General features: G+C 59.4%; 19 protein-coding genes. 16 read left to right on the plus strand and 3 right to left on the minus strand.

Going from position 1 to position 26,045, the window contains the following annotated elements:
- The first annotated feature begins 83 nt into the window (after positions 1 to 83).
- Positions 84 to 1,259, plus strand: coding sequence for a DUF3095 domain-containing protein (locus ASE04_RS21950; RefSeq protein ID WP_056821964.1), 1,176 nt, complete (start codon positions 84 to 86; stop codon positions 1,257 to 1,259).
- On the opposite strand, the gene ASE04_RS21955 is transcribed toward ASE04_RS21950, so the two are convergent.
- On the minus strand, positions 1,249 to 2,589 hold the full coding sequence (locus tag ASE04_RS21955) for a nucleotide sugar dehydrogenase (protein ID WP_056821975.1): 1,341 nt from the start codon (positions 2,587 to 2,589) through the stop codon (positions 1,249 to 1,251). The two genes, ASE04_RS21950 and ASE04_RS21955, sit on opposite strands and share 11 nt — an antisense overlap.
- A gap of 445 nt (positions 2,590 to 3,034) precedes the next feature.
- Here ASE04_RS21955 and ASE04_RS21960 point away from each other — a divergent pair, with 445 nt between their 5' ends.
- The 10 genes from ASE04_RS21960 to ASE04_RS22005 all read left to right on the plus strand — a co-directional run bounded on the left by ASE04_RS21960 (position 3,035) and on the right by ASE04_RS22005 (position 17,662).
- Positions 3,035 to 4,378, plus strand: a complete 1,344-nt coding sequence (locus ASE04_RS21960) for an adenylate/guanylate cyclase domain-containing protein (protein ID WP_056821981.1) — start codon at positions 3,035 to 3,037, stop codon at positions 4,376 to 4,378.
- Positions 4,379 to 4,526: 148 nt separating this feature from the next.
- The gene (locus ASE04_RS21965; protein ID WP_056821986.1) at positions 4,527 to 6,425 is read left to right on the plus strand and encodes an ABC transporter ATP-binding protein; all 1,899 of its coding nucleotides are present in this window, start codon (positions 4,527 to 4,529) and stop codon (positions 6,423 to 6,425) included.
- Positions 6,419 to 8,329 carry an ABC transporter substrate-binding protein gene (locus ASE04_RS21970; RefSeq protein WP_056821995.1) on the plus strand — a complete coding sequence of 637 codons (1,911 nt, stop codon included), beginning with the start codon at positions 6,419 to 6,421 and terminating at the stop codon, positions 8,327 to 8,329. Before ASE04_RS21965 ends, ASE04_RS21970 begins: the two co-directional genes overlap by 7 nt.
- 3 nt (positions 8,330 to 8,332) lie before the next feature.
- Entirely contained in the window at positions 8,333 to 9,331 is a 999-nt protein-coding gene (locus ASE04_RS21975; RefSeq protein ID WP_056822000.1) for an ABC transporter permease, read from the plus strand.
- A complete protein-coding gene (locus tag ASE04_RS21980) occupies positions 9,331 to 10,503 on the plus strand; it encodes an ABC transporter permease (RefSeq protein ID WP_056822012.1) in 1,173 nt (390 codons plus the stop codon). The genes ASE04_RS21975 and ASE04_RS21980 overlap by 1 nt, the downstream gene beginning before the upstream one ends.
- A gap of 86 nt (positions 10,504 to 10,589) precedes the next feature.
- Positions 10,590 to 11,798, plus strand: coding sequence for a glycosyltransferase family protein (locus tag ASE04_RS21985; RefSeq protein WP_056822020.1), 1,209 nt, complete (start codon positions 10,590 to 10,592; stop codon positions 11,796 to 11,798).
- Positions 11,799 to 11,809: 11 nt separating this feature from the next.
- Positions 11,810 to 13,057, plus strand: coding sequence for a glycosyltransferase (locus ASE04_RS21990; protein WP_056822032.1), 1,248 nt, complete (start codon positions 11,810 to 11,812; stop codon positions 13,055 to 13,057).
- Positions 13,054 to 14,187 (plus strand): glycosyltransferase family protein, encoded by a 1,134-nt coding sequence (locus ASE04_RS21995; RefSeq protein WP_056822043.1) that lies wholly within the window; start codon positions 13,054 to 13,056, stop codon positions 14,185 to 14,187. The genes ASE04_RS21990 and ASE04_RS21995 overlap by 4 nt, the downstream gene beginning before the upstream one ends.
- 195 nt (positions 14,188 to 14,382) lie before the next feature.
- On the plus strand, positions 14,383 to 17,097 hold the full coding sequence (locus ASE04_RS22000; protein WP_056822054.1) for an ABC transporter ATP-binding protein: 2,715 nt from the start codon (positions 14,383 to 14,385) through the stop codon (positions 17,095 to 17,097).
- A 94-nt stretch (positions 17,098 to 17,191) separates the two neighbouring features.
- Positions 17,192 to 17,662, plus strand: a complete 471-nt coding sequence (locus ASE04_RS22005; RefSeq protein WP_056822066.1) for a cyclic nucleotide-binding domain-containing protein — start codon at positions 17,192 to 17,194, stop codon at positions 17,660 to 17,662.
- Between the two features lie 73 nt (positions 17,663 to 17,735).
- Here the strand turns inward: ASE04_RS22005 and ASE04_RS22010 are convergent, their stop codons facing one another.
- Entirely contained in the window at positions 17,736 to 19,064 is a 1,329-nt protein-coding gene (locus ASE04_RS22010; protein WP_056822076.1) for an MFS transporter, read from the minus strand.
- Positions 19,065 to 19,442: 378 nt separating this feature from the next.
- On the opposite strand from ASE04_RS22010, the gene cyoA reads away from it, so the two are divergent.
- From cyoA to ASE04_RS22035, 5 genes are read left to right on the plus strand one after another with little or no spacing between them, the layout of a single operon-like run.
- The gene (gene cyoA / locus ASE04_RS22015) at positions 19,443 to 20,615 is read left to right on the plus strand and encodes a ubiquinol oxidase subunit II (RefSeq protein ID WP_056822088.1); all 1,173 of its coding nucleotides are present in this window, start codon (positions 19,443 to 19,445) and stop codon (positions 20,613 to 20,615) included.
- A 46-nt stretch (positions 20,616 to 20,661) separates the two neighbouring features.
- Positions 20,662 to 22,665 (plus strand): cytochrome o ubiquinol oxidase subunit I, encoded by a 2,004-nt coding sequence (gene cyoB / locus ASE04_RS22020; RefSeq protein ID WP_056822095.1) that lies wholly within the window; start codon positions 20,662 to 20,664, stop codon positions 22,663 to 22,665.
- 4 nt (positions 22,666 to 22,669) lie between these two features.
- Positions 22,670 to 23,290: a cytochrome o ubiquinol oxidase subunit III gene (gene cyoC / locus ASE04_RS22025; protein WP_056822098.1), complete on the plus strand. Its 621-nt coding sequence runs from the start codon at positions 22,670 to 22,672 to the stop codon at positions 23,288 to 23,290.
- On the plus strand, positions 23,287 to 23,688 hold the full coding sequence (gene cyoD, locus ASE04_RS22030; protein WP_056822102.1) for a cytochrome o ubiquinol oxidase subunit IV: 402 nt from the start codon (positions 23,287 to 23,289) through the stop codon (positions 23,686 to 23,688). The genes cyoC and cyoD overlap by 4 nt, the downstream gene beginning before the upstream one ends.
- Positions 23,689 to 23,733: 45 nt before the next feature.
- Positions 23,734 to 24,489, plus strand: a complete 756-nt coding sequence (locus ASE04_RS22035) for an SURF1 family protein (RefSeq protein WP_056822106.1) — start codon at positions 23,734 to 23,736, stop codon at positions 24,487 to 24,489.
- Here the strand turns inward: ASE04_RS22035 and ASE04_RS22040 are convergent, their stop codons facing one another.
- Positions 24,490 to 25,896, minus strand: coding sequence for an FAD/NAD(P)-binding protein (locus ASE04_RS22040; RefSeq protein ID WP_056822109.1), 1,407 nt, complete (start codon positions 25,894 to 25,896; stop codon positions 24,490 to 24,492). It abuts the gene before it with no gap.
- Positions 25,897 to 26,045 lie beyond the last annotated feature (149 nt).

A 26,045-nucleotide genomic window follows, 5' to 3' on the forward strand; every position in this document is an offset into this window, starting at 1 on the left:
CGTTCACGCCTTCGAGATCATTGATGAGTGCACGCTGCAAAATCCGATTGCGGCACGGCGAAGGCTCTGTTCTAAGAAATTTCATGAACGAGACCGACGATTTATCCTTTTTTGCCGGAGTGCCGATCTTCGACCAGTTCGAGGGCGTGGCAGATACAGCCAACTATCGCCCCCTTCCAGACGGGTGGATATTGGCCCTGGCAGACATTGTCGGGTCCACGAAAGCCATTGCGGACGGACGTTACAAGGACGTCAACATGGCTGGCGCCAGCGTTATCTCGGCGGTTCTCAATGCTGTCGGCAAAGGCGACTTTCCATTCGTGTTCGGGGGAGACGGCGCACTGGTGGCGTTGCCCGCCTCGTTGGAGATGCAAGCTCGAGACGCTTTGGCGGCCGTGCAACGCTGGGTCGCCGAGGATCTGGATCTTGAATTGCGCATAGCGATCGTTCCGGTGGCGGATATCCGCGACGCGGGCCTCGATGTGCGTGTCGCGCGTTACTCTGCAAGCGCCTTCGTCAGCTACGCAATGTTTGCGGGGGGCGGTACAAGCTGGGCGGAAAAGCAGATGAAGGCCGGACGCTACGGCGTAGCGCCAGCCCCTGCGGGCACCCGCCCCGACCTGGCGGGACTTTCCTGCCGCTGGAATCCGATCGCAGCCCGGAACGGCGAGATTGTTTCGATCATCGCTGTTCCCGGAGAAAAAGGCACGACGCCTCAGTTTCGAAAGCTTGTTGCCGAGATCGTCGCGATCTCCACCGAGCAAAGCCGCTCAGGGCATCCGGTGCCTGCGGAAGGTCCCGCACTCGCATTTTCGATGAAGGGCATCAACCGCGAGGCGCGCGCGACGGCTCCGGCCAAACGTCGGCTTCGGCAACGGTTTTGGATCCTGATGCAAATCGCGCTTACGGTCGCACTACATCGTTTCGGGGTCCGGTTCGGAACCTTCGACGCCCGACGCTACAAGCGCGACGTCGCCGACAACTCGGATTTCCGGAAGTTCGACGACGGCCTGAAAATGACGATCGACGTCGATGAAGCCCACCTGGGGCGTATCGAGGCACTTCTGGCCGACGCTCAGAACAATGGCGTCGCGCGCTATGGTTTGCACCGGCAGACATCGGCGTTGATGACCTGCTTTGTGCCGACACCGCTTTCGCGTGACCACATGCATTTCATCGATGGCGCAAACGGCGGCTATGCCGTTGCCGCAAGTCAGCTGACGGGCAAGACCGTGACCATGGGCGACCTCACGCCTTGATGATGTGATCCCTGCTCAGGCCGAGGCGCGCGAACACATTCCGCGTATCGACGATCAGCGGCGCATTCGAAGCGAGCACCGAATAATCGACCGAATCGTGGTCGGTCGCGATCAGAACGGCATCGTATCCACTGATGAGGTCGGCGCTGAGTGGAACGGATTTGCGACCCTTGAGGGCCTGGTATTCGCGCGTCGGCGGGATCTCGGCCACGTGGGGATCGTGAAAATCGGCATGGCCGCCACGTTCCTCGATCACCTCGATCAGCCGCAAGGACGGGCTCTCGCGAATGTCGGCCACGTTCTTCTTGTAGGCCAGACCAACGATCAAGACGCGTGATCGGCTGAGCGCCTTGCCAGCGCGAATGTCGAGCGCTTCGGCGAGCTTTCCGACGACATAGCGCGGCATGGCCGAATTGATTTCACCGGCAAGCTCGATGAAGCGCGTCGGCAGTTCATACTCGCGGGATTTCCAGGTCAGGTAGAAGGGGTCGATCGGGATGCAATGCCCCCCGAGGCCCGGGCCTGGATAGAAAGGCATGTAGCCGAACGGCTTGGTCTTCGCCGCGTCGATCACCTCCCAGACGTCGATCCCCATCGCGGCGTAGACAGTCTTCAATTCGTTGACCAGAGCGATGTTGACCGAGCGGAAGATGTTTTCCGTAAGCTTGACCGCCTCTGCTGTGGCATTCGAGGAAACAGGCACCACCGTCTTTACCGCCGCGCCATAGAATTCCGTCATCAGCGCCAGAGCGTTCTGTCCGTCGCCGGCGACGACCTTCGGAATGGTGGCCGTGTTGAAGTGATGATTGCCCGGGTCTTCGCGCTCCGGTGAGAAGCCGATGAAGAAATCAGTTCCGGACTTCAGGCCCGTCTTCTCAAGGATAACCTTGACGACATCATCCGTCGTCCCCGGGTAGGTCGTCGATTCAAGAACAACAAGCTGGCCGCCGCGTAGATGTGCCGCTATTTCGCGGGACGTCGCCTCGACGAAGGAGAGATCGGGATCCCGATGCTTCGTCAAAGGCGTCGGAACACAGATGATGATGACGTCGCAGGAAGCGAGACCGGCAAAATCGGTTGTCGCGGAGAACCTCGCGGCAGCCATTTCCTTTGCAAGATCGTCGCTCGAAACCGCGTCTATGTAAGAGCGGCGGGCGTCGATCGCCACGATCTTCCCCGGGTCAATGTCAAATCCGATTACCGGGAAACCGCTGCGAGCAATCGCCATTGCCAGCGGCAGCCCCACATAGCCGAGGCCGATGACGCCGGCACGCGCCTCACGGGTTTCGATCTTGCGAAAAAGAGCGTCGAACATAGGGGAACTGGCCAAGGCAGGTCTCGTATCAAATCGTCGGATGCCTCTGACTTAATGTAAGACGATGGGGATTGAAACCCGGCCGGCCCGGTTATTGTTGCGCACGCGAATTCGACCGTCGTCCGGCCGCGGACCGAACACAAATACAACCAAGAGACGGTGTAACTGAAAAGTCGCAAATGCCTAACGAGATAGCAGGGCTGGCCCATAAAACATGCAGGCCCCATTGTTTTGACTGGTCCGCACGACTATCTAGTTGAGATAACGAACCACCAGAAAGGACTGCCCTGTCGAGCCCGGATATCAAGGGTTTGAGGGGTGCCGCAGCCGGGCTCTCCGGCGCATTGTTGACACAATAATATCACGCGTCCATCTTCTCCCTTCACCTGCGCACAGTGTTGCTGCAGGATGCATCGGCGACTTTCGAGGGATGGCGTGCCTTATGAGGATACTACCAGGAATGGGCGCAGTCGACTTCCGGGTCTCATCTATTTTGCTGGACCGCGTCGCAGAGTGGCTAACGAACTCCTCGCTGGCCGGCGACGATCTCGAAAACATCGTCCGCGGCTTTTGCGAGCGCATTGCAGCTGCGGGGCTTCCGATCGCGCGGGTGCATCTTACATTCTCGATGCTTCATCCCCTCTACGATGCGCTAAGCTTCACCTGGCGGCGCGCCAGCGGCGTGACCATTGAAGGCTACCGTCACACGGCCGGCCAGAAGCCTGACCGTTTCCTACAGAGCCCCTACTACTATCTGCTCGATAACAACCTTCAGCATATCAGGCGCCGTATTCCCGCTGAAGGTCCAGCGGAGTTTCCGGTTTTCGCCGACCTTCGACATGAAAGCATCACCGACTATCTGGCATTCGTTCAGCCCTTCGGCGACGGGTCCGTGCAGGGCATGATGGGTTCATGGTCGACGGATAGCCATTCCGGCTTCTCCGACGACATGATCGAAGCTCTGCTTCGGATGCAGAACCATCTGGCGGTGGCTGCAAAGATGGCGGTTCTCGGCAAACTCGCCAACAACATGCTGACGACCTATCTCGGTGGCGATGCAGGCAAGCGCGTGCTGAACGGACAAATCCGGCGCGGCGACGGCGAAACGATCCGCGCCGCGCTCGTCATGGGCGACATGCGGCAATCGACCATGTATGCCGAGAAGGAAGGTCGCCAGACCTATATCGATACGCTCAACCAGTTTTTCGACGCGATCGCCGCGCCCTTCAATCGAAATGGCGGCGAGATCCTGAGCTTTATCGGGGACGGTTTTCTGGCGGTCTATCCGTGCGGGCGCCACAAGGATCCTTCGAAAATTGCCTGTCAGGCGGCGCTTTCGGCCGTTCATCAGGCACAATCGCGCGTAGCCGAGCTCAATACCGAGCGACAGGAGAAGGGCCTCAGCAAGATTTCGTACGGGATCGGGCTGCATGTCGGCAACGTGATGTTCGGCAATGTGGGACTGAAGGACAGGCTGACCTTCTCGGCCTTCGGCTCGGCTGTGAACGAAGTACAGCGCCTCCAGGCGCTCACCAAGAAGTACAACAACGAGGTTGTCGCCAGCCAGGCGTTTGCCGGTTATTGCGGCGGCGAATGGACGACGCTGGGCGAGGAAAAGCTGCGGGGTGTACGACAGAAAATTACTGTTCTGCACCCGCGGGCACCCGCGCCGTTGCTTGAAGTCGAAGAAAGCTATGTAGAGGCACCGCAGACGGCTCTTTCGGAAGCAGAGCAGGTCATTCTCTTGCATCGCGACGCCCGCAAGCAGGCGCAATCGCCCGTGCCCGAGAAGTTTATCCAATAGCGAGGCTCGCTGCCGAGCGGTTGTTTCATCGTTCGCGCAGCAGCCCATATCACCCGATTTTTCGCTGTCCGTCATCAACTGGACACCCTGATTGCGGTACGCTAGTGTGCCTCAACGGGAACGAAGAAAACTGGGGAATTTCATTGGTATGGCGTCCGCCTCCGATCTGCTGCGCATCGAAAACCTCGACGTCTCCTTCTCCGTTTTTGGCGACAGCCTGCGCGTCGTAAAAAACGCCAATCTTCGCATTCTGCCTGGCAAGGTAACGGCGCTGGTCGGCGAGTCCGGCTCCGGCAAGTCCGTAATCAGCCAAAGCATCATGGGCATTCTGCCCAATCCGGCCAAAGCGCAGGGCAAGATTCTGTTCACCGATCCGCTGGATGGGAAGACGACGGACATCCTGCAGTATTCCCGCGACAGCGCCGAAATGCGCGATCTGCGGGGTCGCCGCATGGCGACTATCTTCCAGGAGCCGATGACGTCGCTTTCGCCAATTCACACGGTTGGCAATCAGATCAGCGAAGCGCTGCTCATCCACACCTCGGCAGACAAGGTCGAGGCTCGGCAGAAGACCGAGGAGATGCTTGGGCTCGTCGGCTTCGCCAATCCGAAGCGCACCTTCGACATGTACCCGTTCGAGCTGTCCGGCGGGATGCGCCAGCGCGCGATGATCGCGATGGCGCTGATCTGCAATCCGGCCCTGCTGATCGCCGATGAGCCGACCACCGCGCTCGACGTGACGATCCAGGCACAGATCTTGGAGCTCTTGCGCGAACTGCAGCATAAGCTTGGCATGGCTATGCTGCTGATCACCCACGATCTCGGCGTCGTCGCCAACATGGCCGATGAAGTGGTGGTTATCTACCACGGCGAGATCATGGAAGCTGGTCCTGTCGACGCGATCTTCCGCAACCCGCAGCATCCGTATCTGAAGGGGCTAATGGCCGCGGTACCCCATTTCGACATGCGGGCGGGAGAACGGTTGAAGGCCCTGCGCGACGTGCCTGTTAATCTCGAATCCCTGATCGGCAAGAAGAAGAGTGCCGAGAGCACCGACGGCTCAAAGGTTCTGCTGTCGGTGAACAACCTCTCCAAGACCTTCAAGACACGCAGTCGTGGTCTGTTCGGCACGCGCGACGCGACTGCTTTCCGCGCCGTCGACGATGTCAGCTTCGATATTCGCCGCGGCGAATGCCTCGGACTGGTCGGCGAATCCGGCTGCGGCAAGACCACAGTCAGCAAGATCCTGATGCGGGCGATCACCCCGGACAGCGGTTCCGTCACGTTCGACGACAGCAAGGAAGTGACCGACGTTCTTTCGGTCAAAGGCGACGAGCTGCAGGAGCTGCGGACAAAGATCCAGATGGTTTTCCAGGATCCGGTTTCGTCGCTCTCTCCACGCATGACCGTGCGCAATATTCTGAGCGAGCCACTGGAAATCCACGATCGCGGCAATGGGGCGGAAAGAAGCCGCAAGGTCGAGGCTTTGATGGGCGCCATCGGCCTCGATAAGCGTTACCTCAATCGCTATCCGCACAGCTTCTCCGGCGGCCAGCGCCAACGCATCGGAATAGCACGCGCACTTGCGCTCGGTCCGAAGCTTATCATTCTGGACGAGCCGGTCTCTGCGCTCGACGTCTCCGTTCAGGCCCAGATCCTCAATTTGCTGAAGGACCTGCAGAAAGAGCTCGGCCTGACCTACCTCTTCATTTCGCACAATCTTGCCGTCGTCGATTACATGGCGGATCGGATAGCGGTCATGTGCAAGGGGCGCATCGTCGAGATCGCCCCCCGCGAGATCATCCTGCGTGACCCGGTTCATCCCTATACCAAGTCGCTGCTGGCCGCCGTGCCCTTCCCGGATCTGGACCGCCCTCTCGATTTCGAGGCTCTGCGAAAGAACGGCGCGGCTGACAAGCAGAATTGGGGCATAACCTTCACCGCCGAGCATGACGACGCATCCGAACTCGCCTACGCCGACCTCGGCAACGGACATCTGGTACGCGCCCGCAAGGGCGCCGATGCAAAGGAGCTTCGGTCATGGTAACCCGGCGCACCTTCCTTGGCGGCCTTGTTGGATCAGCAATCGCCCCGTCGATTGTAAAGGCCGCGGCCGACCGCGACATAGAACCGGAATTTCTGCGTGACTGGCTGCGAGCCGATCGTATCCCGCCGATGGTCGATCGGTTGCCGACACATCCACGCATCGTCAACATGAGAGAGTCGGGCCGTCGCCCCGGAACGTATGGCGGCACTGTTCGCACCATCATCGGCAGCGCCAAAGACATCCGTTACATGACCATCTACGGCTATGCGCGGCTTGTCGGCTATGACACGAAACTGCGCTTCCAGCCGGACATTCTGATGGGGTTCACCTCGGAGAACGATTCCGTCTTCACCTTCTATCTGCGCGAAGGACATCGCTGGTCGGACGGATCACCGTTCACGGCCGACGATTTCCGCTACTGGTGGGAAGACGTCATCCTCAACAACGAGCTCACGCCAGGCGGCGGAGCGCTGGAACTGCGGCCTCACGGAGAGCTGCCGAAGTTCGAGGTGCTGAACGAAACGACGATCCGCTATAGCTGGGCCAAGCCCAATCCGAACTTCATGCCGGCCCTTGCCGGTCCGTTGCCGCTCGTCATCTTCGGGCCCGGCAAGTATCTGAAGCAGTTCCACAAGAAGTATCAGGACGACTTCCGCCTGTCGGCGTTGATGAAGGAAAACCGGGTCAAGAAATGGGCAGACCTTCACATCAAGTTGTCGCGTTCTTCCCGCCCGGAAAATCCCGATCTGCCAATGCTCGATCCATGGGTGAACACGACACGTCCGCCCGCTGAGCAGTTCGTTTTTGTGCGCAACCCGTTTTTCCACCGGGTTGACGAGAACGGCGTGCAGCTCCCCTACATCGACAAGTTCATTCTCAACGTCAGCTCGTCGTCGATCATCGCCGCCAAGGCCGGCGCAGGCGAATCCGACCTTCAGGCGACGGGGATCGACTTCAACGACTACACCTTCCTGAAGGACGCGGAGAAGCGCTTCCCCGTGAAGGTCAACCTTTGGAAACAGGCGCGCGGCTCCCGCGTGGCCCTGCTGCCAAACCTCAATTGCGCCGACGATGTCTGGCGAAAGCTTTTCAGCGACGTTCGTTTCAGGCGCGCGCTGTCGCTCGCGGTCGACCGGCACGAGATCAACATGGTCGCCTTCTACGGGCTTGGACGGGCCAGCGCCGATACGGTTCTGCCGGAAAGCCCGCTCTACAAGTCTGAGTATGCCGACGCGTTCATCGCCCATGATCCAGATACGGCGAACAAGCTGCTCGACGAGATCGGCCTGGACAAGCGGGACGAGGAAGGTTTTCGCCTGTTGCCGGATGGCCGGCGCGCGGAGATCACCGTCGAGACAGCAGGTGAAAGCAATCTCGATACCGACGTTCTCGAGCTGGTGCGCGATCACTGGAAGGTGATAGGTCTAGCGCTCTACACCCGCACCTCGCAGCGCGACATCTTCCGAAACCGCGCCATGAGCGGCTCCATCATGATGTCGATCTGGTTCGGCATCGATAACGGCATCGCCACCGCCGACATGTCGCCGGGACAACTCGCGCCGACGCTCGACGATCAGCTGCAATGGCCGCTCTGGGGCATGAATTACCTTTCCGCCGGACAGGCCGGCAAGGCTCCCGACCTGCCCGAGGTCAAGCAGCTGGTGGCCCTACTCAATCAATGGGGCGACACCACCATGTTCGAAGAGCGCGAAGCAATCTGGCACCAGATGCTGTCGCTCTATACGCAACAGGTTTTCTCGATCGGCCTGATCAACAGCACGCTTCAGCCGATCTTGAGATCGGCCAAGCTGCAGAACGTGCCGGAACAGGCACTGTACGGCTTCGATCCAACATCCTTCCTCGGCATCTACATGCCGGATTGCTTCTGGCTTGAGGAGGCATAAGCGATGCTGAGATATATTCTCTGGCGCATCGCCGCCATGATCCCCACGCTCTTCGTCATCTCCGCGCTGGTCTTCACGATCATCGAACTGCCGCCTGGCGACTTCTTCGAAAGCCAGATCGCCGAGTTGCGGGCGCAGGGCGAAAACGCCAACCTCCAGGAAATGGAGGAGCTGCGGAAGCAGTACAACTTCGACAAGCCCGCCGTGTTCCGGTACTTCTATTGGGTCGGCGGAATGTTGCACGGCGATTTCGGCTATTCCTTCGAGTACCAGCTGCCGGTATCGGAAGTCGTCGGCGACCGGCTCTGGCTGACGATGCTGGTTTCTTTTTCGACGATCCTGCTGACCTGGCTGATCGCCTTCCCGATCGGCATCTATTCGGCAACGCATCAGTACAGCTGGGGTGATTACGGGCTGACCCTTTTCGGCCTGCTCGGGATCGCAATCCCGAATTTCATGCTGGCGCTGATCCTGATGTATTTCGCCAACATCTGGTTCGGCGTGTCCATCGGCCACCTGATGGACCAGAAATACCTTTCCGAGCCGATGAGTTGGGAAAAGGCGCGCTCGATCCTGTCCCACCTCTGGATTCCTGTGATCATCGTGGGCACGGCGGGCACGGCGGGCATGATCCGGCGCCTGCGCGCGAACCTGCTGGACGAGATGCAGAAGCAGTATGTCGTCACCGCGCGCGCCAAGGGTCTCCACCCGTTGCGCGCGCTGGTGAAGTACCCGTTGCGAATGGCGCTCAACTTTTTCGTCGCCGACATCGGCTCGATTCTTCCCTCGATCATTTCCGGGGCAGAGATCGTCGCAATCGTTCTGTCGCTGGAAACGACGGGGCCAATGCTCATCAAGGCACTGCAGAGCCAGGACATGTATCTTGCCGGGTCGTTCCTGATGTTCCTGGCGTTCCTGAACGTCATTGGCGTTCTGGTCTCCGACATCGCGCTCGGCTTCCTCGATCCCCGCATACGCCTCCAAGGCAGGAGCACCAAATAATGTCGCCCTTGCCGCCTCCAGGCGCTCCGCTGCCGCACTATGTCTCGACCGCGCCTTTCGATCCTTTCGCGACCGAAGGGATGACGGCAGCACAATCGCGCATCCACCTTGCTTCCCAGAAGCAGTTGATGTGGTGGAAGTTCAAGCAGCACCGTCTTGCGCTGATTTCCGGCCTCTTTCTGGTCGCCGTCTACCTGATGATTCTCATCGTCGAATTCCTGGCGCCCTACGGCCTTCATACCAGGAACGTGGACTTCATCCATTCGCCGCCGCAGCGCGTGCATATGTTCAACAATGGCTCGTTCGTCGGTCCCTTCGTCTACGGGCGGAGCATGTCGCTCGACATCGACACGTTGCGCCGCAATTACACCGACCGCCCGAACGACGTTCAGCCTATCCGCTTCTTCTGCCGTGGCGATCCCTATCAGTTCTGGGGCCTCATCAAGTCGGACCTGCATCTGGTCTGCCCTGCGATCGGCGGCCAGATGTACCTGCTGGGCACGGACCGGCTTGGCCGGGATGTCTTGTCACGCATCCTTTATGGCGCGCGCATATCATTGACGATCGGATTGCTCGGTATATCGATCAGTTTTTGCCTTGGCATCGTGATCGGTGGTCTGGCGGGTTACTGGGGTGGTCCGTTTGATCTGGTTGTGCAGAGGCTGATCGAGATCTTGCAGTCGCTGCCGAGCCTGCCGCTTTGGATGGCGCTCGCCGCAATCATGCCGGTGACGTGGAGCCCGATCGTGATCTATTTTGGCATCACCGTCATTCTTGGCATCATCGATTGGACGGGACTGGCGCGTGCTGTGCGATCCAAGCTCCTCGCCTTGCGCGAAGAGGATTATGTTCAGGCAGCACAGTTGATGGGCGCGAGCACGCCTCGCGTCATCGGCAGGCATCTGGTGCCCGGCTTCATGTCGCACCTGATCGCGTCCGCGACGATCTCGATCCCTGGAATGATCCTCGGCGAGACCGCGCTGAGCTTCCTTGGCCTCGGGCTTCGTCCGCCGATTACAAGCTGGGGCATCCTGCTGACAGAGGCCAAAAGCGTAAGCGTTATCGCCTTCTATCCATGGTTGCTTTTTCCAATTATACCGGTCGTGTTGGTGATTTTGGCGTTCAACTTTCTGGGAGACGGCTTGCGTGACGCGGCTGATCCCTACAAATAGCGGCGACCGGATGGAGTCACATGCTCCCTCCCACCGCCCGTGGAAAGCGGCGGTGCTCGCTGATGTATAGCCCGGAAGGAATGCCCATGGCGCGGCGGCTGGAAGATGCCCGTATCCTGATGTACAGCCACGACACGTTCGGGCTTGGCCATTTGCGGCGCTGTCGCACGATCGCGCACGCCCTCGTCGAGGATTATCGCGGGCTGAACATCCTGATCATCTCAGGCGCGACAATCGCCGGCGCCTTCGACTATCGCGCCCGCGTCGACTTCGTGAAGGTCCCGAGCGTGATCAAGCTGCGCAACGGCGAATATACGTCGATGGCAAGCCACATCGATCTTCAGGAAACGCTGAAGATGCGTGAATCCATCATTCGCCATACGGCGGAGACGTTCCAGCCAGACATCTTCATTGTCGACAAGGAGCCTATGGGCCTGAAGGGCGAAGTCGAGGAGACCCTTGCCTACCTCAAGGCCCGCGGAACGACGCTGGTGCTTGGCCTTCGCGAGATCATGGATGCGCCGCATCTGCTCGATGCCGAGTGGAAGAAGAACGGCACGATGCAGAAGATCGATCAGTATTACGATTCGATCTGGGTGTACGGTCCGCCGGACTTCTACGATCCGCTGATCGGACTGGACGTGCCCCAGGGCGTCCGCAGAAAAATGGACTTCGTCGGCTTCCTGCAGCGCAACGTTTCCAGCAGCAAGACGTCGGTGAACGCGCGCAAGGACAACTATATCCTGGTCACCACAGGCGGTGGCGGCGACGGCTCGGACCTCATTCATGACGTGATGAATGCCTATGAGCAGGATTCCAGCCTGCAGCAGAAGGCATTGATGGTCCTCGGCCCCTATATGCCGGCGGCCGAGCGCAATAAGCTTTTGAGCAAAGGCGCCAAGATTTCGCAGATCGAAGTCATCGAATTCGATAACCACATGGAAGAGCTGATCGCCGGCGCGACCGGGGTCGTCGCGATGGGTGGCTACAACACCTATTGCGAAATTCTGTCGTTCGACAAGCCGGCGCTGATCGTCCCCCGGGTCAAGCCACGTGAAGAGCAGCTCCTGCGCGCGCAACGCGCCAGCGAGCTGGGACTGGTGGAGATGCTGCTGCCGGAGCAATCCGCGAATGCCGCAATCATGGCGGACGCGCTCAAGCGCCTTCCTCATAGAGAGCCGCCGTCAAAAAGCGCAGGCGCCCTGCGTCTCGACGGCCTCAATCACATATCCGAAACCGTGGGGCACTGGCTGGATAGCCGTGGTCGCCACTTGTCCGTCGTTGGCGCTGAGTGAGAGCAGAAGCATTGCCGCCGCGTAGGAAGATACTGGTCGTCCTGAAGGGCTATCCGCGCCTTTCGGAGACTTTCATTGCGCAGGAACTGCTTGGTCTGGAGCGCGCCGGTTTCGATCTGACATTGATTTCGATGCGGCGCCCGACCGACAAAAAGCGCCATCCCGTCCATGACGAAATCAAGGCTCGCGTCGTCTACCTGCCGGAGTATCTGCACGAAGAACCCATACGGGTCTTGAAGGGCCTTTTTGCGGGGTTTCGCAAGCCGGGCTTCGGCGCGTTGCTGCGCCGGTTCTTCCGGGATCTTCCGCGTGACATCTCGCGCAATCGCTTTCGCCGCTTGGGACAAGCTCTGGTTCTGGCCCGCGAATGGCCGGATAACGGGGCGTGGCTGCACGCTCATTTCATCCATACCCCGGCGTCGGTTACCGAATATGCGAGCATTCTGACCGGCGTCCCCTGGACATGCTCCGCCCACGCCAAGGACATCTGGACATCGCCCGGCTGGGAGCTCAGCGAAAAGCTCGGCAGTGCGCGCTGGACGGTCACCTGCACCAAGGGCGGCTACGACCACATGCGCACGCTAACGGCCAGGGACGATGCGGTTCATCTCAGCTACCATGGTCTCGATCTGGCGCGCTTCGGTCATTTTGCCGGTGAACGCTCGCTTCGGGATGGCCGGGATCCGTCAGATCCGGTGTCTATCCTGAGCGTCGGCCGCGCTGTCGAGAAAAAGGGATACGACACCCTGCTCAGGGCGCTGGCCCTCTTGCCCCGAGACCTCCACTGGCGGTTCGAGCATATCGGAGGAGGCGACGAGCTTCCCAGGCTGAAAGCGCTGGCGAGCGAGCTCGGCCTGTCCGACAGGATCGTCTGGAAGGGCGCACTGGCGCAGGAAGAGGTGCTTGAACACTACCGCCGCGCCGATCTATTCGCGCTCGCCTGCCGCATCGCCGCAAATGGCGACCGCGACGGTTTGCCCAACGTGTTGGTCGAAGCGTCAAGCCAGGGACTGGCCTGCATTTCGACCGAGGTGTCGGGCGTACCGGAACTTATCACGGACAAGGAGACCGGCCTGCTGGTCCAGCCGGAAGACCCTGCAGCACTTTCCCACGCGTTGCTGGCGGCGATCACCGATCCGGCGCTGCGCCATCGCCTCGGCGGTGCTGCCGAAGAGCAAGTCCGATCGCACTTCGACTATCATGCAAGCATTCGCCAGCTCAAACACCTGTTCGAAGCGGAATGGCTGAAGGCCTCATGACTGCTCCCCATGTATTCTTCTATGTCCAGCACCTGCTCGGCATAGGCCACATTGCGAGAGCAAGCCGTATTGCAAGCGCCATGGTCGACGACGGCTTCGATGTGACTGTCGTTACCGGCGGGCTGCCTGTGCCGGGGTTCCCGGCCGCAGGAATAAAGACCGTGGCATTGCCGCCGGTCGTGGCAAGCAACGCCGGCTTCTCCGGGTTGGCAGACGCCAACGGCACAGCCGCCGACGAAGATTTTCTCAATCGCCGACGTGATTTGCTGCTTTCGGCATTTGAGGCTGCGAAGCCTGATGTCGTGCTGATCGAGGCCTTTCCGTTCGGCCGCCGCCAGATGCGCTTCGAATTGCTGCCGCTTCTGGATGCTGTCGAAAAGGCAACCCCGCGACCAAAGCTCGTAAGTTCGGTTCGCGATATCCTCCAGGAAAACCGCAAACTCGGCCGAGATGCGGAGACGGCGTCTCTTGTAAAGGCGCATTTCGACGCTGTGCTCGTTCATGGCGACCCCAGTTTTGTTCGTCTGGAGGACACGTTCCCGCTTGCCGCTGAGATCGCCGACAAGGTCCGTTACACCGGGCTTGTCGCACCGCCGCCAGCACCATTGCCGGTCGAGACGTTCGACGTCATAGCGTCAGCCGGTGGCGGCGCTGTCGGGATCGACCTGTTGAGGGCCGCCGCAGCGGCCGCCGCTCGTCTGCCCGACTCTTTAAGCTGGCTGCTGATCAGCGGCCCCAACCTGCCCGAAGGCGACTACGCCGCACTCGCAAGCGGGTTACCGCCAAATGTCTCGCTTGTTCGCTTCCGCAAGGACTTCCCTTCGCTCCTGGCAAAGGCAAGGGTCTCGATCTCCCAGGCCGGTTACAACACCGTCGGCGATCTTCTGCGCAGCCAGTGCAATCCGATTCTCATACCGTTTGTCGCAGGCGGAGAGACCGAGCAGACCGTCCGCGCCGAGCGACTGCAGAAACTCGGATTGGCAGATGTGCTGCCGGAGATCGGGTTGACGGCGGAGAAGGTAGCCGATGCCGTCGCGGCGGCGTTGCGGCCAAGGCAAAAGCCGGAGCTCTCGCTTAATCTGGAGGGGGCACGGGAGAGCGCCCGGATCATTCGGGCAATGATCGGCTAACCCCTCGCACTTTATGAAAGTCCTATGATATAAGCAGTCAAGCGACGAGAATCGGCGCAGTCTACTGCGCTGCCTTCTTGTTGATTTCTCTTTGATTTCCGGCGGCCGGGTTTCGATGTTTCCAGTCTTGGCATTTCGTCCATTTTCTGCAGCAGCGCTGCTGTTTCCCATTTTCCAGTCAATCAACGGTTAGCAATGGAAAAAAGCCTCGCGCGCTATATCTGGTCGAATACGAGACTCCAGCAGATGTGGATCCTCGCGGTCGTTGCCGTCTCGATGATCCCCTACTTCCTGTCCTTCGACCTGCCGAAGCAGATCGTCAACGGTCCGATTCAGGGATCGGGGTTCGAAGGCGAAGGCGCGACGCAGACCTTCTTCCACCTTTCCTACACATTTCCGTGGATCGGCAAGGTGGAGTTCTTCCAAGGCATTCAGCTCGATCGACTGCAGATGCTGATGGCCCTCAGCCTGGTATTCCTCGCGCTCGTCGTCCTGAACGGACTCTTCAAGTTCTATATCAATACCTACAAGGGGCGGCTTGGCGAGCGCATGCTGCGGCGTATCCGCTTCCAGCTGATCGATCGCGTTCTTCGCTTCCCACCCAATCACTTCAAGCGGGTGAAATCGGCCGAGATCGCAACGATGATCAAGGACGAGGTCGAGCCCATGGGTGGCTTCACCGGCGATGCCTTCGTGGCGCCGGCGCTGCTTGGTGGCCAGGCGATTACCGCACTCGCGTTCATCATCGTGCAGAATTTCTGGCTGGGAATGATCGCGGCGGGGATCGTCGGCGTGCAGGCGATCGTCATTCCGCGCATGCGCAAAAGGCTGCTCGACCTCGGTCGGCAACGCCAGCTGACCGCACGCGAATTATCGGGGCGTGTCGGCGAAATCGTCGATGGCATCGGCACCATTCACGCCAACGACACGTCCAACCTAGAGCGAGCGGACATCGCCTCGCGGCTCGGCCTCATTTTTTCGATCCGCTACGATCTCTATCAGTGGAAGTTTCTGGTCAAGTTCCTGAACAACTTCCTGGCTCAGGTCACGCCGTTCCTGTTTTACGCGATCGGCGGTTATCTCGCGCTTCAGGGCCGCCTCGACATTGGTCAGCTGGTTGCCGTCATCAGCGCCTACAAGGATCTGCCCGGTCCCCTCAAGGAACTGATCGATTGGGATCAGATGCGCCAGGACGTGCAGGTCAAGTACCAGCAGGTCTATGAGCAGTTCAACGTCGAGCCGCTGATTGACGAGAAGATCCAGGAAGTGGATAGCGACATCGTCGCGCCCATCGGCGCTTCTATCGTGATCACCAACCTTTCCGTCAGTGACGACAGCGGCGCTCGCCTGATCGATCATGTGTCGGCGGAGATAAAGCCGAACGAGACTGTAGCGATTGTCGGCCCGAACGCCAGCGGAGCGGAAGCTTTTGCGGAAGCGCTCGGTCGGGTCGTCTGGCCGGACGCCGGCCGCATCACCATTGATGGAAAGGACCTGCTGGAGCTTCCTGAATCAGTAACGGGACGACGGATATCTTATGCCTCGTCCGATATGTATTTCTTCCAGGGTGCGTTGCGTGAGAACCTTTTCTACGGGTTGAAACACGCACCCCTTCAGGAGCCCGGCTACGACGAAACCGAAGCGACCGAGGCGAAGTGGCACGCCATCGAAGCAACGAAAGCGGGTAACCCGACGCTTGATCCCAGGAGCGACTGGGTGGATTACAGAGCCGCGGGCGCAACCGGCCCGGACGACCTTCTGAAGAGCATTCGTCCGGTGCTCGATGCGGTGCTGATCTCGCAAGACATCATGGACCTCGCATTGCGGTCCAACGTCGATACCGGGGTTCATGTGGCCTTGGCCGATCATATCGTCGACCTCAGACAAGCCCTGCGCGAGCGCATGCAGCAATCAGAGCTTGGAAATATTGTCGTCCCCTTCGACTTCGATAGCTACAATGCTCAGGCCACGGTCGGCGAGAACCTGCTGTTCGGCTCCATGAAGAGACCCGCGATGAACAATCGCCGGCTCGCCGCGCATCCGTATTTCCAGACGCTGTTCCGAGAAACGGGCCTGAGCAATGATCTCTATGCCATGGGCCTTGAGATCGCCGAGAATGCGGTTGAACTGTTCCATGACCTGCCGCCTGATCACCCGTTCTTCCAACAACTGACGTTCATGACGGCAGACGACATTCCGACCTATCAGGCGCTGCTCCAGAAATTGTCGAGCCGCACATTCGATGATGCGGCGCCGGAGGAACGCTCGGCCATTATCCGCCTAAGCTTTGCCTATATCGAACCACGCCACCGCTTCGGTCTTCTGACCGACGAGTTGATGGCAAAGATCGTCAGTGCGAGAAAGCAGTTCCACGAGAACATTCCCGAAGATCTCGCGGCCGTTATCGAACGCTATGATCCGGAACACTTCATTTCATCCACCAGCCTCATGGACAACGTGCTGTTCGGCCGCATCGCCTACCAGCAGGCGGATGCGTCCGACCGGATTCGTGCGATCATGGGCGACCTCTTCGATTCCCTCGATCTCTACGACGATGTCCTTTCGATCGGACTGGAATTCGATGTCGGTTCGGGTGGGAAGCGGCTGACGATGGTGCAGCGGCAGAAACTCAATCTCGCACGAGCCCTGATCCGGCGATCGGACTATTTCATCTTCAACCGCCCACTTTCGGCACTCGATCAGCGCGTGCAGGACCAGATCACCCATAACATCGTCAATGGTTTGCACCACGAGGGCGAGAAACCGTCGATTATCTGGGTCCTTTCGAACGCAAAACTGGCGGAGATCTTCGACCGGATACTGCTGTTCGACCGCGGCAGCCTGATCGAGGCCGGCAACTTTCCCGAACTTTCCGAACAAAACGGTATGTTCAAGGAACTGTTATCGTAATATTCTATTAGAGCGGCAACAGTGACGTCCTTCGAGGGGGACGGAATGAAATTCTAGCGGGCGCACCGCGTGTGCGACGGGGGTAAATAGGCTCATGTTGTTGAGAGATGAAGTCGAAATGCTGCGGCGCGTGCCGATCTTCTCGAGGATCGCGCCGGCCAAGCTAAAGCTTTTGGCGTTCACCTCAGACCGAATGACCTACAATGCCGGGCAGGACTTGTTCCGCCAAGGCGATCCCGGCGACGCCGCCTATGTCATACTCTCAGGCACCGCCGACATTCTCGTCCATTCGCCGGCTGGCGATATCAAGGTGGCCGACGTTGAACTCAATTCGATCGTGGGCGAGATCGCGATCCTTTGTGACGTGTCGCGAACGGCAACCGTAAAGGCGACCTCCCATCTCGAGGTCCTACGCATCAGCAAGGAGCATTTTCTGAAGCTGCTCAGTGACTTTCCGGAGATGGCTGTCGAGATCATGCGCGTCCTTGCCGACAGACTCAATCATACGACCGCGGAGCTGACCGCTGCGCGCGCCGCAAAGCGTCCGCAAGCCGCTGCCATGTAAGTTCCAGTTCTCAAGATACGAAAAAGCCCGCCTGGTTGCGCCAGGCGGGCTTTTCGGTTTGTGTTGACGTTCGTCAGTCGCGCTGTTCAAGCGCCTTGCTGAAGGCCAATGCTGCAAGCGTACAGATCGCGCCTGACAGCAGGTAGTAGCCGACATAGTGTAGGCCGAAGCGGCTGGAGAGTGTCAGCGCCACAAGCGGCGCGAAGCCGGCGCCCACGAGCCATGCCAGATCCGAGGTGAAGGCCGCGCCGGTGTAACGATATCCTCTGCCGAAGCGCGAAGAGATCGAACCAGTCGCCTGGCCGAAGGAAAGTCCAAGCACCCCAAAGCCGATGATGACAAAGGCGTCCAGTCCCTCCGAGCCCATCGCGATAAGCAGCGGGCCAACGAAGCTGAAGATCGCAATCAGCACAGCACAGACCGCCAGCTGGGCACGGCGACCGATGCGATCGGCAATCATGCCCGAGACGATGATCGCGACGATACCGACCATTGCCCCAATGATCTGAACAACCATGAACGCCCCGATCGGCTGCGTGCCGTAAAGGGACATCCATGTCAGCGGGAAGATGGTGACCAGGTGGAACATCGCGAAGCTTGCGAGCGGCACGAAGGCGCCAAGCAGGATGTCGCGGCCGTGAACGCGCAGGACCTGATTGATCGGCGCGGCTTCCAGCTCATGCTGCTCCAACAGCGTGCCGAATTCCTGCGTCATCACAAGGCGCAGTCGTGCGAAAAGCGCAACGACGTTGATCGCGAACGCTACGAAGAAGGGATAGCGCCATCCCCAGCTGAGGAAATCCTCGTTTGAGAGATTCGCGATGAAGTAGCCGAAAATCACGCTAGCCAGCGCGAAGCCGATCGGCGCGCCCAACTGCGGGATCATCGCATACCAGCCGCGGTGATTCTTGGGTGCGTTCATCGCGAGAAGCGAAGCAAGGCCATCCCAGGCGCCACCCAGCGCGAAACCCTGTCCAAGGCGGAACAGCGCAAGAAGCGCGATCGACCAGGCGCCGATCTCACTATAACCGGGCAGGAATGCGATCGACGCGGTGGATCCGCCGAGCAGGAACAGCGCGATCGTCAGCTTGGTGCCGCGCCCGTAGATGCGGTCGATCGTCATGAAGACAACCGAGCCCACCGGGCGCGCGAGGAACGCAAGCGAGAAGATCGCGAACGAGTAAAGCGTCGCCGTCAATCGATCGGGCGCGAAGGGGAAGATCAGTTGTGGAAAGACCAGCACAGAAGCCAGGCCATAGACGAAGAAATCAAAGAATTCGGACATGCGTCCGATGATTACGCCAACTGCGATGCTGCCGGCCGAAACCGGTTTGTCAGCATGGATCAATCGTGCGTCGCGCTCCATCGATGTCGATGATGGACCGTGTGATGCATTAGCCATTAAACGCCTCCCTCGTTGAGGCACCCTGTGGCAAAGCGCCTCACAGCGATCTTGAACGAACCACTACGCTTATCAAGTCCGACGAACGTAAATAGTTCATCATCGCGCGCGAAAATTACATATGGACCAAAATTTACCGTCCCGATGCGTAAAACCGGCTCATAGACACTGGCGCAGGCCGGTCAGGCGGCTATATTAGCGCTTCAATATGCCCGCGCAGAAAAATCCTTCTGGCACAAATCAGGATTTTGACTTTATGCGCGACGTGTCTTATCCCGCAGTGCGGCATTTCTGCTGCGCTGCGACCAAACACCTCATGTTGCTATCAAGTGTAGTGCTTTAGTCGCGGATTGGACGAAACAAAAAGAGCATAGAGACGTGCAAAAACTGTCAAAGTTTTCCCGCCATCTCCTCATTCTGCCGCTGCTTTTCGCGCTGGCAGGATGCAATTTGGTGGTCATGTCGCCCTCGGGCGATATCGCCGTACAGCAACGTGACCTGATCATCGTATCGACGGTTCTGATGCTGCTGATCATCATCCCGGTGATCTTCCTGACGTTCCTGTTTGCCTGGCGCTATCGCCGCTCCAATACGGCGGCTACCTATGATCCCGAATGGCATCATTCCACCCGTCTCGAAGTCGTCATCTGGTCGGCGCCACTGGCGATCATTATTGCGCTTGGCGCGATCACCTGGATCAGCACGCACAAGCTCGACCCTTATCGTCCCCTGGATCGGATCGACGCCGAACGGACCATGCCTGCCGATGCCAAGCCGCTGACCGTCGAAGTCGTGGCGCTCGACTGGAAATGGCTGTTCTTCTATCCTGAACTTGGCATTGCCACCGTCAACGAACTGGCAGCACCGGTCGATGTTCCGATCAATTTCAAGATCACCTCGTCATCGGTCATGAACTCGTTCTACATCCCGGCGCTCGCAGGCCAGATCTACGCGATGCCCGGAATGGAAACGAAACTGCACGCTGTTATCAACAAGGAAGGCGTCTATGACGGTTTCTCCGCGAACTATAGCGGTGCTGGTTTCTCGCACATGCGCTTCAAGTTCCACGGCGTGAACCAGCAGGGCTTCGACCAGTGGGTCGCTCAGGTCAAGGAAAAGGGCACTACGCTCAACCGCGACACCTACCTGAAGCTTGAACGTCCAAGCGAAAAAGAGCCGGTTCGCTACTATGGCGCCGCTGACAAGGATCTCTACAGCGCGATCCTCAATATGTGCGCGACACCCGGCAAGATGTGCATGAACGAGATGATGCACATCGACATGATGGGCGGCGGCGGCAAGGAAAGCGCCGAGAACCGCGAAAAGCTCGAATACGACAGCCGCCATGTCGACGACCTCAGCGGCGACCACGGCGTCGCAACCGGCGAGAACTCGGATGCGCCCAACGCCACTCCTGCTGACGCGACAAGCGGCCAGGGCGGCGACATGCAGAACATGCCGGGAATGCAGCAGCATGACGGTCACACGATGCCCGGCATGACCGACGGGACCGGCGGCCAAACGACGCCTGCGCAACCTAACAGCAACTAAGACCTGGCGCTTTGCGTCGATACGACATCAATGAACGGGTTAATCCATGTTTTCCAATCCTGACCTCCTGAAGTTCATCTTCGGTCGGTTGACCCTAGAATCGATCCCATATCACGAGCCTATCCTGGTCGTGACCTTTGCGGTCGTCGCGCTCGGCGGCATCGCACTTCTGGGTGTAGTTACCTATTTCAAGCTCTGGGGTTATCTCTGGCGCGAGTGGCTGACGAGCGTCGACCACAAGAAGATCGGCATCATGTACGTCATCCTGGCGCTCATCATGCTGCTGCGCGGTTTCTCCGACGCCATCATGATGCGTTTTCAGCAGGCGATCGCCTTCAACGGATCGGCCGGTTACCTTCCTCCGCATCACTACGACCAGGTCTTCACCGCCCACGGCGTCATCATGATTTTCTTCATGGCGATGCCTTTCGTCACGGGCCTGATGAACCTCGTCGTGCCGCTGCAGATCGGCGCACGCGACGTTTCCTTCCCGTTCCTGAACAACTTCTCGTTCTGGATGACCACCGCGGGCGCGATCATCATCATGATCTCGCTCTTCATCGGTGAGTTCGCCCAGACCGGCTGGCTCGCTTATCCGCCGCTGTCGGGATCCGATTACAGCCCGGGCGTTGGTGTCGACTATTATATCTGGGGCTTGCAGGTTGCCGGTATCGGCACGACGCTTTCGGGCATCAACCTGATCGCGACCATCGTGAAGATGCGCGCACCCGGCATGAGCTTCATGAAGATGCCGGTGTTCACCTGGACATCGCTCTGCACCAACATCCTCATCGTCGCGACGTTCCCGGTCCTGACGGCAACCTTGGCGCTGCTGTCGCTCGATCGTTACGCCGGTACGAACTTCTTCACGAACGACCTCGGCGGCAATCCGATGATGTACATCAACCTCATCTGGATCTGGGGCCACCCGGAAGTGTACATCCTCGTGTTGCCCGCCTTCGGCATCTTCTCGGAAGTTGTCGCCACCTTCTGCGGCAAGCGCCTCTTCGGTTACGCGTCGATGGTTTACGCAACCTGCGTCATCATGATCCTGTCGTACCTGGTGTGGCTGCACCACTTCTTCACGATGGGTTCGGGCGCAAGCGTCAACTCGTTCTTCGGCATTACCACGATGATCATCTCGATCCCGACAGGGGCAAAGATGTTCAACTGGCTGTTCACGATGTACCGCGGCCGCATTCGCTATGAAGTGCCGATGCTGTGGACGATGGGCTTCATGGTGACCTTCGTGATCGGCGGCATGACCGGCGTTCTTCTCGCGGTCCCGCCGGCCGACTTCGTGCTGCACAACTCGCTGTTCCTGATCGCCCACTTCCACAACGTCATCATCGGCGGCGTGGTGTTCGGCCTGATGGCCGGCGTCACCTACTGGTTCCCGAAGGCGTTCGGCTACAAGCTCGATCCGTTCTGGGGCAAGATGTCCTTCTGGTTCTGGCTGGTCGGCTTCTACTTCGCCTTCATGCCGCTCTACGTGCTCGGCCTGATGGGCGTCACGCGCCGCGTGTCGCAGTTCGAGGATCCGTCGCTGCAGATCTGGTTCATCATTGCCGCGTTCGGCGCGGTCCTGATCGCGATCGGTATCGCCAGCTTCATCATCCAGCTCGTCGTCAGCTTCTTCAAGCGCGAAGAGCTGCGCGACACGACCGGCGATCCGTGGGATGCCCGTACGCTGGAATGGTCGACCTCGTCGCCGCCGCCGGACTACAACTTTGCCTTCACGCCTGTCGTCCACGATCATGACTCATGGTACGACATGAAGGCGCGCGGCTACGCCCGTCCGCTGGAAGGCTTCAAGCCGATCCACATGCCGAAGAACACCGGAACCGGTGTCATCCTCGGTGCGATCAGCGTCGTCCTCGGCTTTGCCCTGATCTGGTACATGTGGTGGCTCGTGGTCCTGTCGTTCGTCGCCATTCTGGCGGTCGCGATCGGCCATACCTTCAACTACAAGCGTGATTTCTATATCCCCGCGGAAGAAGTCACCGAAACGGAAGGCAAGCGCACGGCGCTGCTTGCCGAGCAGGTGTAAGACCATGAGCGATATAACGATCGACAAGGCCGACAAGCCTGAATTCTACCTGACCGAGGAGCACCATCCGGAAGGCAGCACCATGCTGGGCTTCTGGCTGTACCTGATGAGCGACTGCCTCATCTTCGCGGTTCTCTTCGCGACCTACGCTGTTCTCGGCCGCAATTATGCGGCCGGGCCTTCCCCGGCCGATCTCTTCGATCTGCCGCTGGTCGCCATCAACACCTCGATGCTGCTTCTGTCGTCCATCACCTATGGTTTTGCGATGCTGCAGATGGAGCGCAAGGAAAAGGGCGCAACGCTCTTCTGGCTCGCCATCACCGGTGTCTTCGGCCTCGTCTTCCTCGGGCTCGAACTCTATGAGTTTGCGCACCTGATCCACGAGGGCGCCGGCCCGACCCGTAGCGCCTTCCTGTCGTGCTTCTTCACGCTGGTCGGCACCCACGGTCTGCACGTCACCTTCGGTATCATCTGGCTCATTACGCTGATGGTGCAGGTGTCGATGCACGGCCTCAATCCGGAAAATCGTCGTCGCCTGATGTGCCTGTCGATGTTCTGGCACTTCCTGGACGTCGTCTGGATCGGCGTCTTCTCCTTCGTCTATCTCATGGGAGTCCTCGGATGACCTCCAACGCACCCTCCACCGAAGACGCGCACGAGGCCCATCACGGCCACAGCCACGGACATGAAGCTGCCCACGGTACGCTCGGCAGCTACATGATCGGCTTTGTTCTGTCGGTGATCCTGACAGCAATCCCGTTCTGGCTGGTCATGGCCGGCGTGTTCGACAACTCGACGGTAACGGCCGCCTGGATCATGGGCCTCGGCGCCGTCCAGATCGTCGTTCATATGATCTTCTTCCTTCATATGAACCCGCGCTCGGAAGGCGGTTGGACGATGATGGCGCTGATCTTCACGCTGTTGCTCGTGGCTATCGCGCTCGCTGGTTCGCTCTGGGTCATGCATCATTTGAACACCAACATGATGCCGATGAGCCCCGAAATGATGAAGAACATGCCCTAAGGGCAAAAGCGGGCGGCGGTCACGCCGCCCGCAAAGGTTTTGGCCATGGCCGACGTTTCCTCCGAAAAATCCCAGAGACAGCACACCGCCGTGGGCGCCGCGATATTCTGCGGCCTCATGGTGCTATTGATCGCCGCCCTGGTTTCGCTGGGTGTCTGGCAGATCGAACGGCTTTCCTGGAAAGAGGCGCTGATTGCCCGCGTCGATCAACGCGTGCATGGCGAACCGGTGACGGCGCCCGCGCGCCCGGAGTGGGAAAAAGTCAACCGCGCCACCGACGAGTACCGTCATGTGACGGCTGAAGGCACCCTGGACAATGGCAAGGAAACCCTGATCTACGCGTCGACGACGTTGGGGCCGGGCTATTGGGTCATCACGCCGCTCAATCTCGATGATGGGACGTCAGTTCTGATCAATCGCGGCTTTGTGCCGACGGAAAGGCGCGAGCCCGCGACACGCACCGAAGGCCAGATTTCCACGCCGGTCAAGATTACCGGACTGCTCAGAATTACCGAGCCGAAAGGCACGCTGATCAAGTCCAACGATCCGGTCAACGAGCGTTGGTATTCGCGTGACGTCGCAGCGATCGCCGAACAGCGCACCGTCGCTAACGTAGCGCCGTTTTTCATCGACGCCGACAATACGCAAAACCCGGGCGGCCTACCGGTCGGCGGGCTGACGCAAATCGCCTTCCCGAACAACCATCTGGTCTACGCGATTACCTGGTTCGTGCTGGCAATCATGGCCACGGGTCTCCTGGTCTTCGTCCTCCGCAGCGAGCTGCGCGCTCGCCGCAGCTGATCAGACGGCCTTGCTCCGCGGATAGAACCGCTCTGCGACATGCTCGCCGACGGCATAGGCCTGGCTGACAATCTCCGGAACGAGATCGATATCAGGCAGGCTGCCAAGCCCAAGCGGGCCGACGGCAAACAATCCATCGACCGTTGCTCCGTCCTCAAGGCACGGCTGGCCACGCTGATTGACCGCCAGACCGAGCGACAGTTCGTCCGGCATGGCAAGACCCTGCTCGATCAGGCTTGTAAGCATCCGCGAATTCATCTGGGGACCGCGGCAGCGGCAGTCCAATATCCGCTCGGCATGGATAATCTCTTCCGACGGCGAGCCCGCAGGGCGGAAGAAGACGCCACCGAAGCCCTGCCTTACGACGACACCACGGCGGACAAGCGTATTGCCGCTGGCCAGTTCACTCCGAAGCCGGGCGTAGATAGCCTCGGGCAGTCGGTTGCGGTGGCTGTCGTAAATGGCGCGAAGGTGCCGATTGAACTGGCGCTTCTGATAGGCAGGCAATGCGCGCCAGAGCGAGCGCGCATGCTTGCGCAGCCCATTCATCACCGATTGCCAGCTTCTGCCCTCCTCCTCCGCTTCGCGGCAGGCACTGCGAATAAAGCGAAGGATATCGGGAAGGGTCGATGGCAGCGTGTCGGCCGGGAAAACCGGATCGGCCGCGTTCGGCGTATGGCTCTGCGGCAGGAAGCCGTGACGCGAGAGAATAGTAACCTGCCCCCGATAGCCGGCATCACGAAGCTGCAGCAGATGATCGACGACCCGGATGCCGCTGCCAAGAAGGATCGTGTGAGGCCGGGCAACAAGGCGTTGCGCTCTTACCGGTGACGAGGCCTCTTCAGTCTCCGCCGCTTCCGGAAGACCGTAACCGGTTGCGAGAATGACCGTATCGAAAAGGGGGTTGGCGGGATTGGCGCTCTCCAGCAGGAAGCGATTGCCGTGGCTCCTGCGGATTGCCACGACCGGTTCGTGACAGACTTGAACCGTGATGTCCTTGCGGGCGGACAATGCTTCTGAAAAGCGCTGATAGACGTAGTCGCTGAAAATTTCCTTCGGCACGAAGATCTGGCGAAACCCCGGTATCGCCGCAGGCACGGCGGCGCGGAATTCCGCGTTGCTACAGAGCCAGTCGTTGAAATCGTCGTTGTCGCCGAGCGACACCGAGAGATCCCGCACACGCGTGTTCAGGATCGTCAATGCACGCGCGGAGGAAAGCGCCTGCCCGCCGCTCACCGAAGAGTTCGGGTCGAAGAGCTGAAGGTGGAAAGGCGTGCGAACCGTCTTCATCAGAGCGATCGCCATCATCATTCCAGAAAAGCCGCGGCCGACAATGGCAAAGCGCGGTATGGCGGAGATTTGTGCTGCCGCCGCTGACTTCGAAGAAAACAGGCCTTGAACCGTCATCTCAACTCCCCTGCGACCGTCTGCGCATCGTGTCTCGACTGGTTTCAACGCGGGAAGAACCGTTCGCGCGTTGAGCTTGGTTCACGCGGTTTTGAACCGCCCGTAGTCTATCAAACTAGTCGTGTATGAAAGCTCCAAATGACGCTCTA

The organism is Rhizobium sp. Root708 (assembly GCF_001429725.1).
Lineage (GTDB): Bacteria > Pseudomonadota > Alphaproteobacteria > Rhizobiales > Rhizobiaceae > Rhizobium.

What these genes read in the sequence shown, in the direction of transcription:
- ASE04_RS22035 (WP_056822106.1), top strand. Translation starts at nt 23,734, where the DNA reads ATGGCCGACGTTTCCTCCGAAAAATCCCAGAGACAGCACACCGCCGTG.
- ASE04_RS21980 (WP_056822012.1), top strand. Translation starts at nt 9,331, where the DNA reads ATGTCGCCCTTGCCGCCTCCAGGCGCTCCGCTGCCGCACTATGTCTCG.
- ASE04_RS21985 (WP_056822020.1), top strand. Translation starts at nt 10,590, where the DNA reads ATGGCGCGGCGGCTGGAAGATGCCCGTATCCTGATGTACAGCCACGAC.
- ASE04_RS21965 (WP_056821986.1), top strand. Translation starts at nt 4,527, where the DNA reads ATGGCGTCCGCCTCCGATCTGCTGCGCATCGAAAACCTCGACGTCTCC.
- ASE04_RS21975 (WP_056822000.1), top strand. Translation starts at nt 8,333, where the DNA reads ATGCTGAGATATATTCTCTGGCGCATCGCCGCCATGATCCCCACGCTC.
- ASE04_RS21995 (WP_056822043.1), top strand. Translation starts at nt 13,054, where the DNA reads ATGACTGCTCCCCATGTATTCTTCTATGTCCAGCACCTGCTCGGCATA.
- ASE04_RS22010 (WP_056822076.1), bottom strand. Translation starts at nt 19,064, where the DNA reads ATGGCTAATGCATCACACGGTCCATCATCGACATCGATGGAGCGCGAC.
- cyoB (WP_056822095.1), top strand. Translation starts at nt 20,662, where the DNA reads ATGTTTTCCAATCCTGACCTCCTGAAGTTCATCTTCGGTCGGTTGACC.
- cyoD (WP_056822102.1), top strand. Translation starts at nt 23,287, where the DNA reads ATGACCTCCAACGCACCCTCCACCGAAGACGCGCACGAGGCCCATCAC.
- ASE04_RS21950 (WP_056821964.1), top strand. Translation starts at nt 84, where the DNA reads ATGAACGAGACCGACGATTTATCCTTTTTTGCCGGAGTGCCGATCTTC.
- ASE04_RS22000 (WP_056822054.1), top strand. Translation starts at nt 14,383, where the DNA reads ATGGAAAAAAGCCTCGCGCGCTATATCTGGTCGAATACGAGACTCCAG.
- ASE04_RS22005 (WP_056822066.1), top strand. Translation starts at nt 17,192, where the DNA reads ATGTTGTTGAGAGATGAAGTCGAAATGCTGCGGCGCGTGCCGATCTTC.
- ASE04_RS21960 (WP_056821981.1), top strand. Translation starts at nt 3,035, where the DNA reads ATGGGCGCAGTCGACTTCCGGGTCTCATCTATTTTGCTGGACCGCGTC.
- ASE04_RS21970 (WP_056821995.1), top strand. Translation starts at nt 6,419, where the DNA reads ATGGTAACCCGGCGCACCTTCCTTGGCGGCCTTGTTGGATCAGCAATC.
- ASE04_RS22040 (WP_056822109.1), bottom strand. Translation starts at nt 25,896, where the DNA reads ATGACGGTTCAAGGCCTGTTTTCTTCGAAGTCAGCGGCGGCAGCACAA.
- cyoC (WP_056822098.1), top strand. Translation starts at nt 22,670, where the DNA reads ATGAGCGATATAACGATCGACAAGGCCGACAAGCCTGAATTCTACCTG.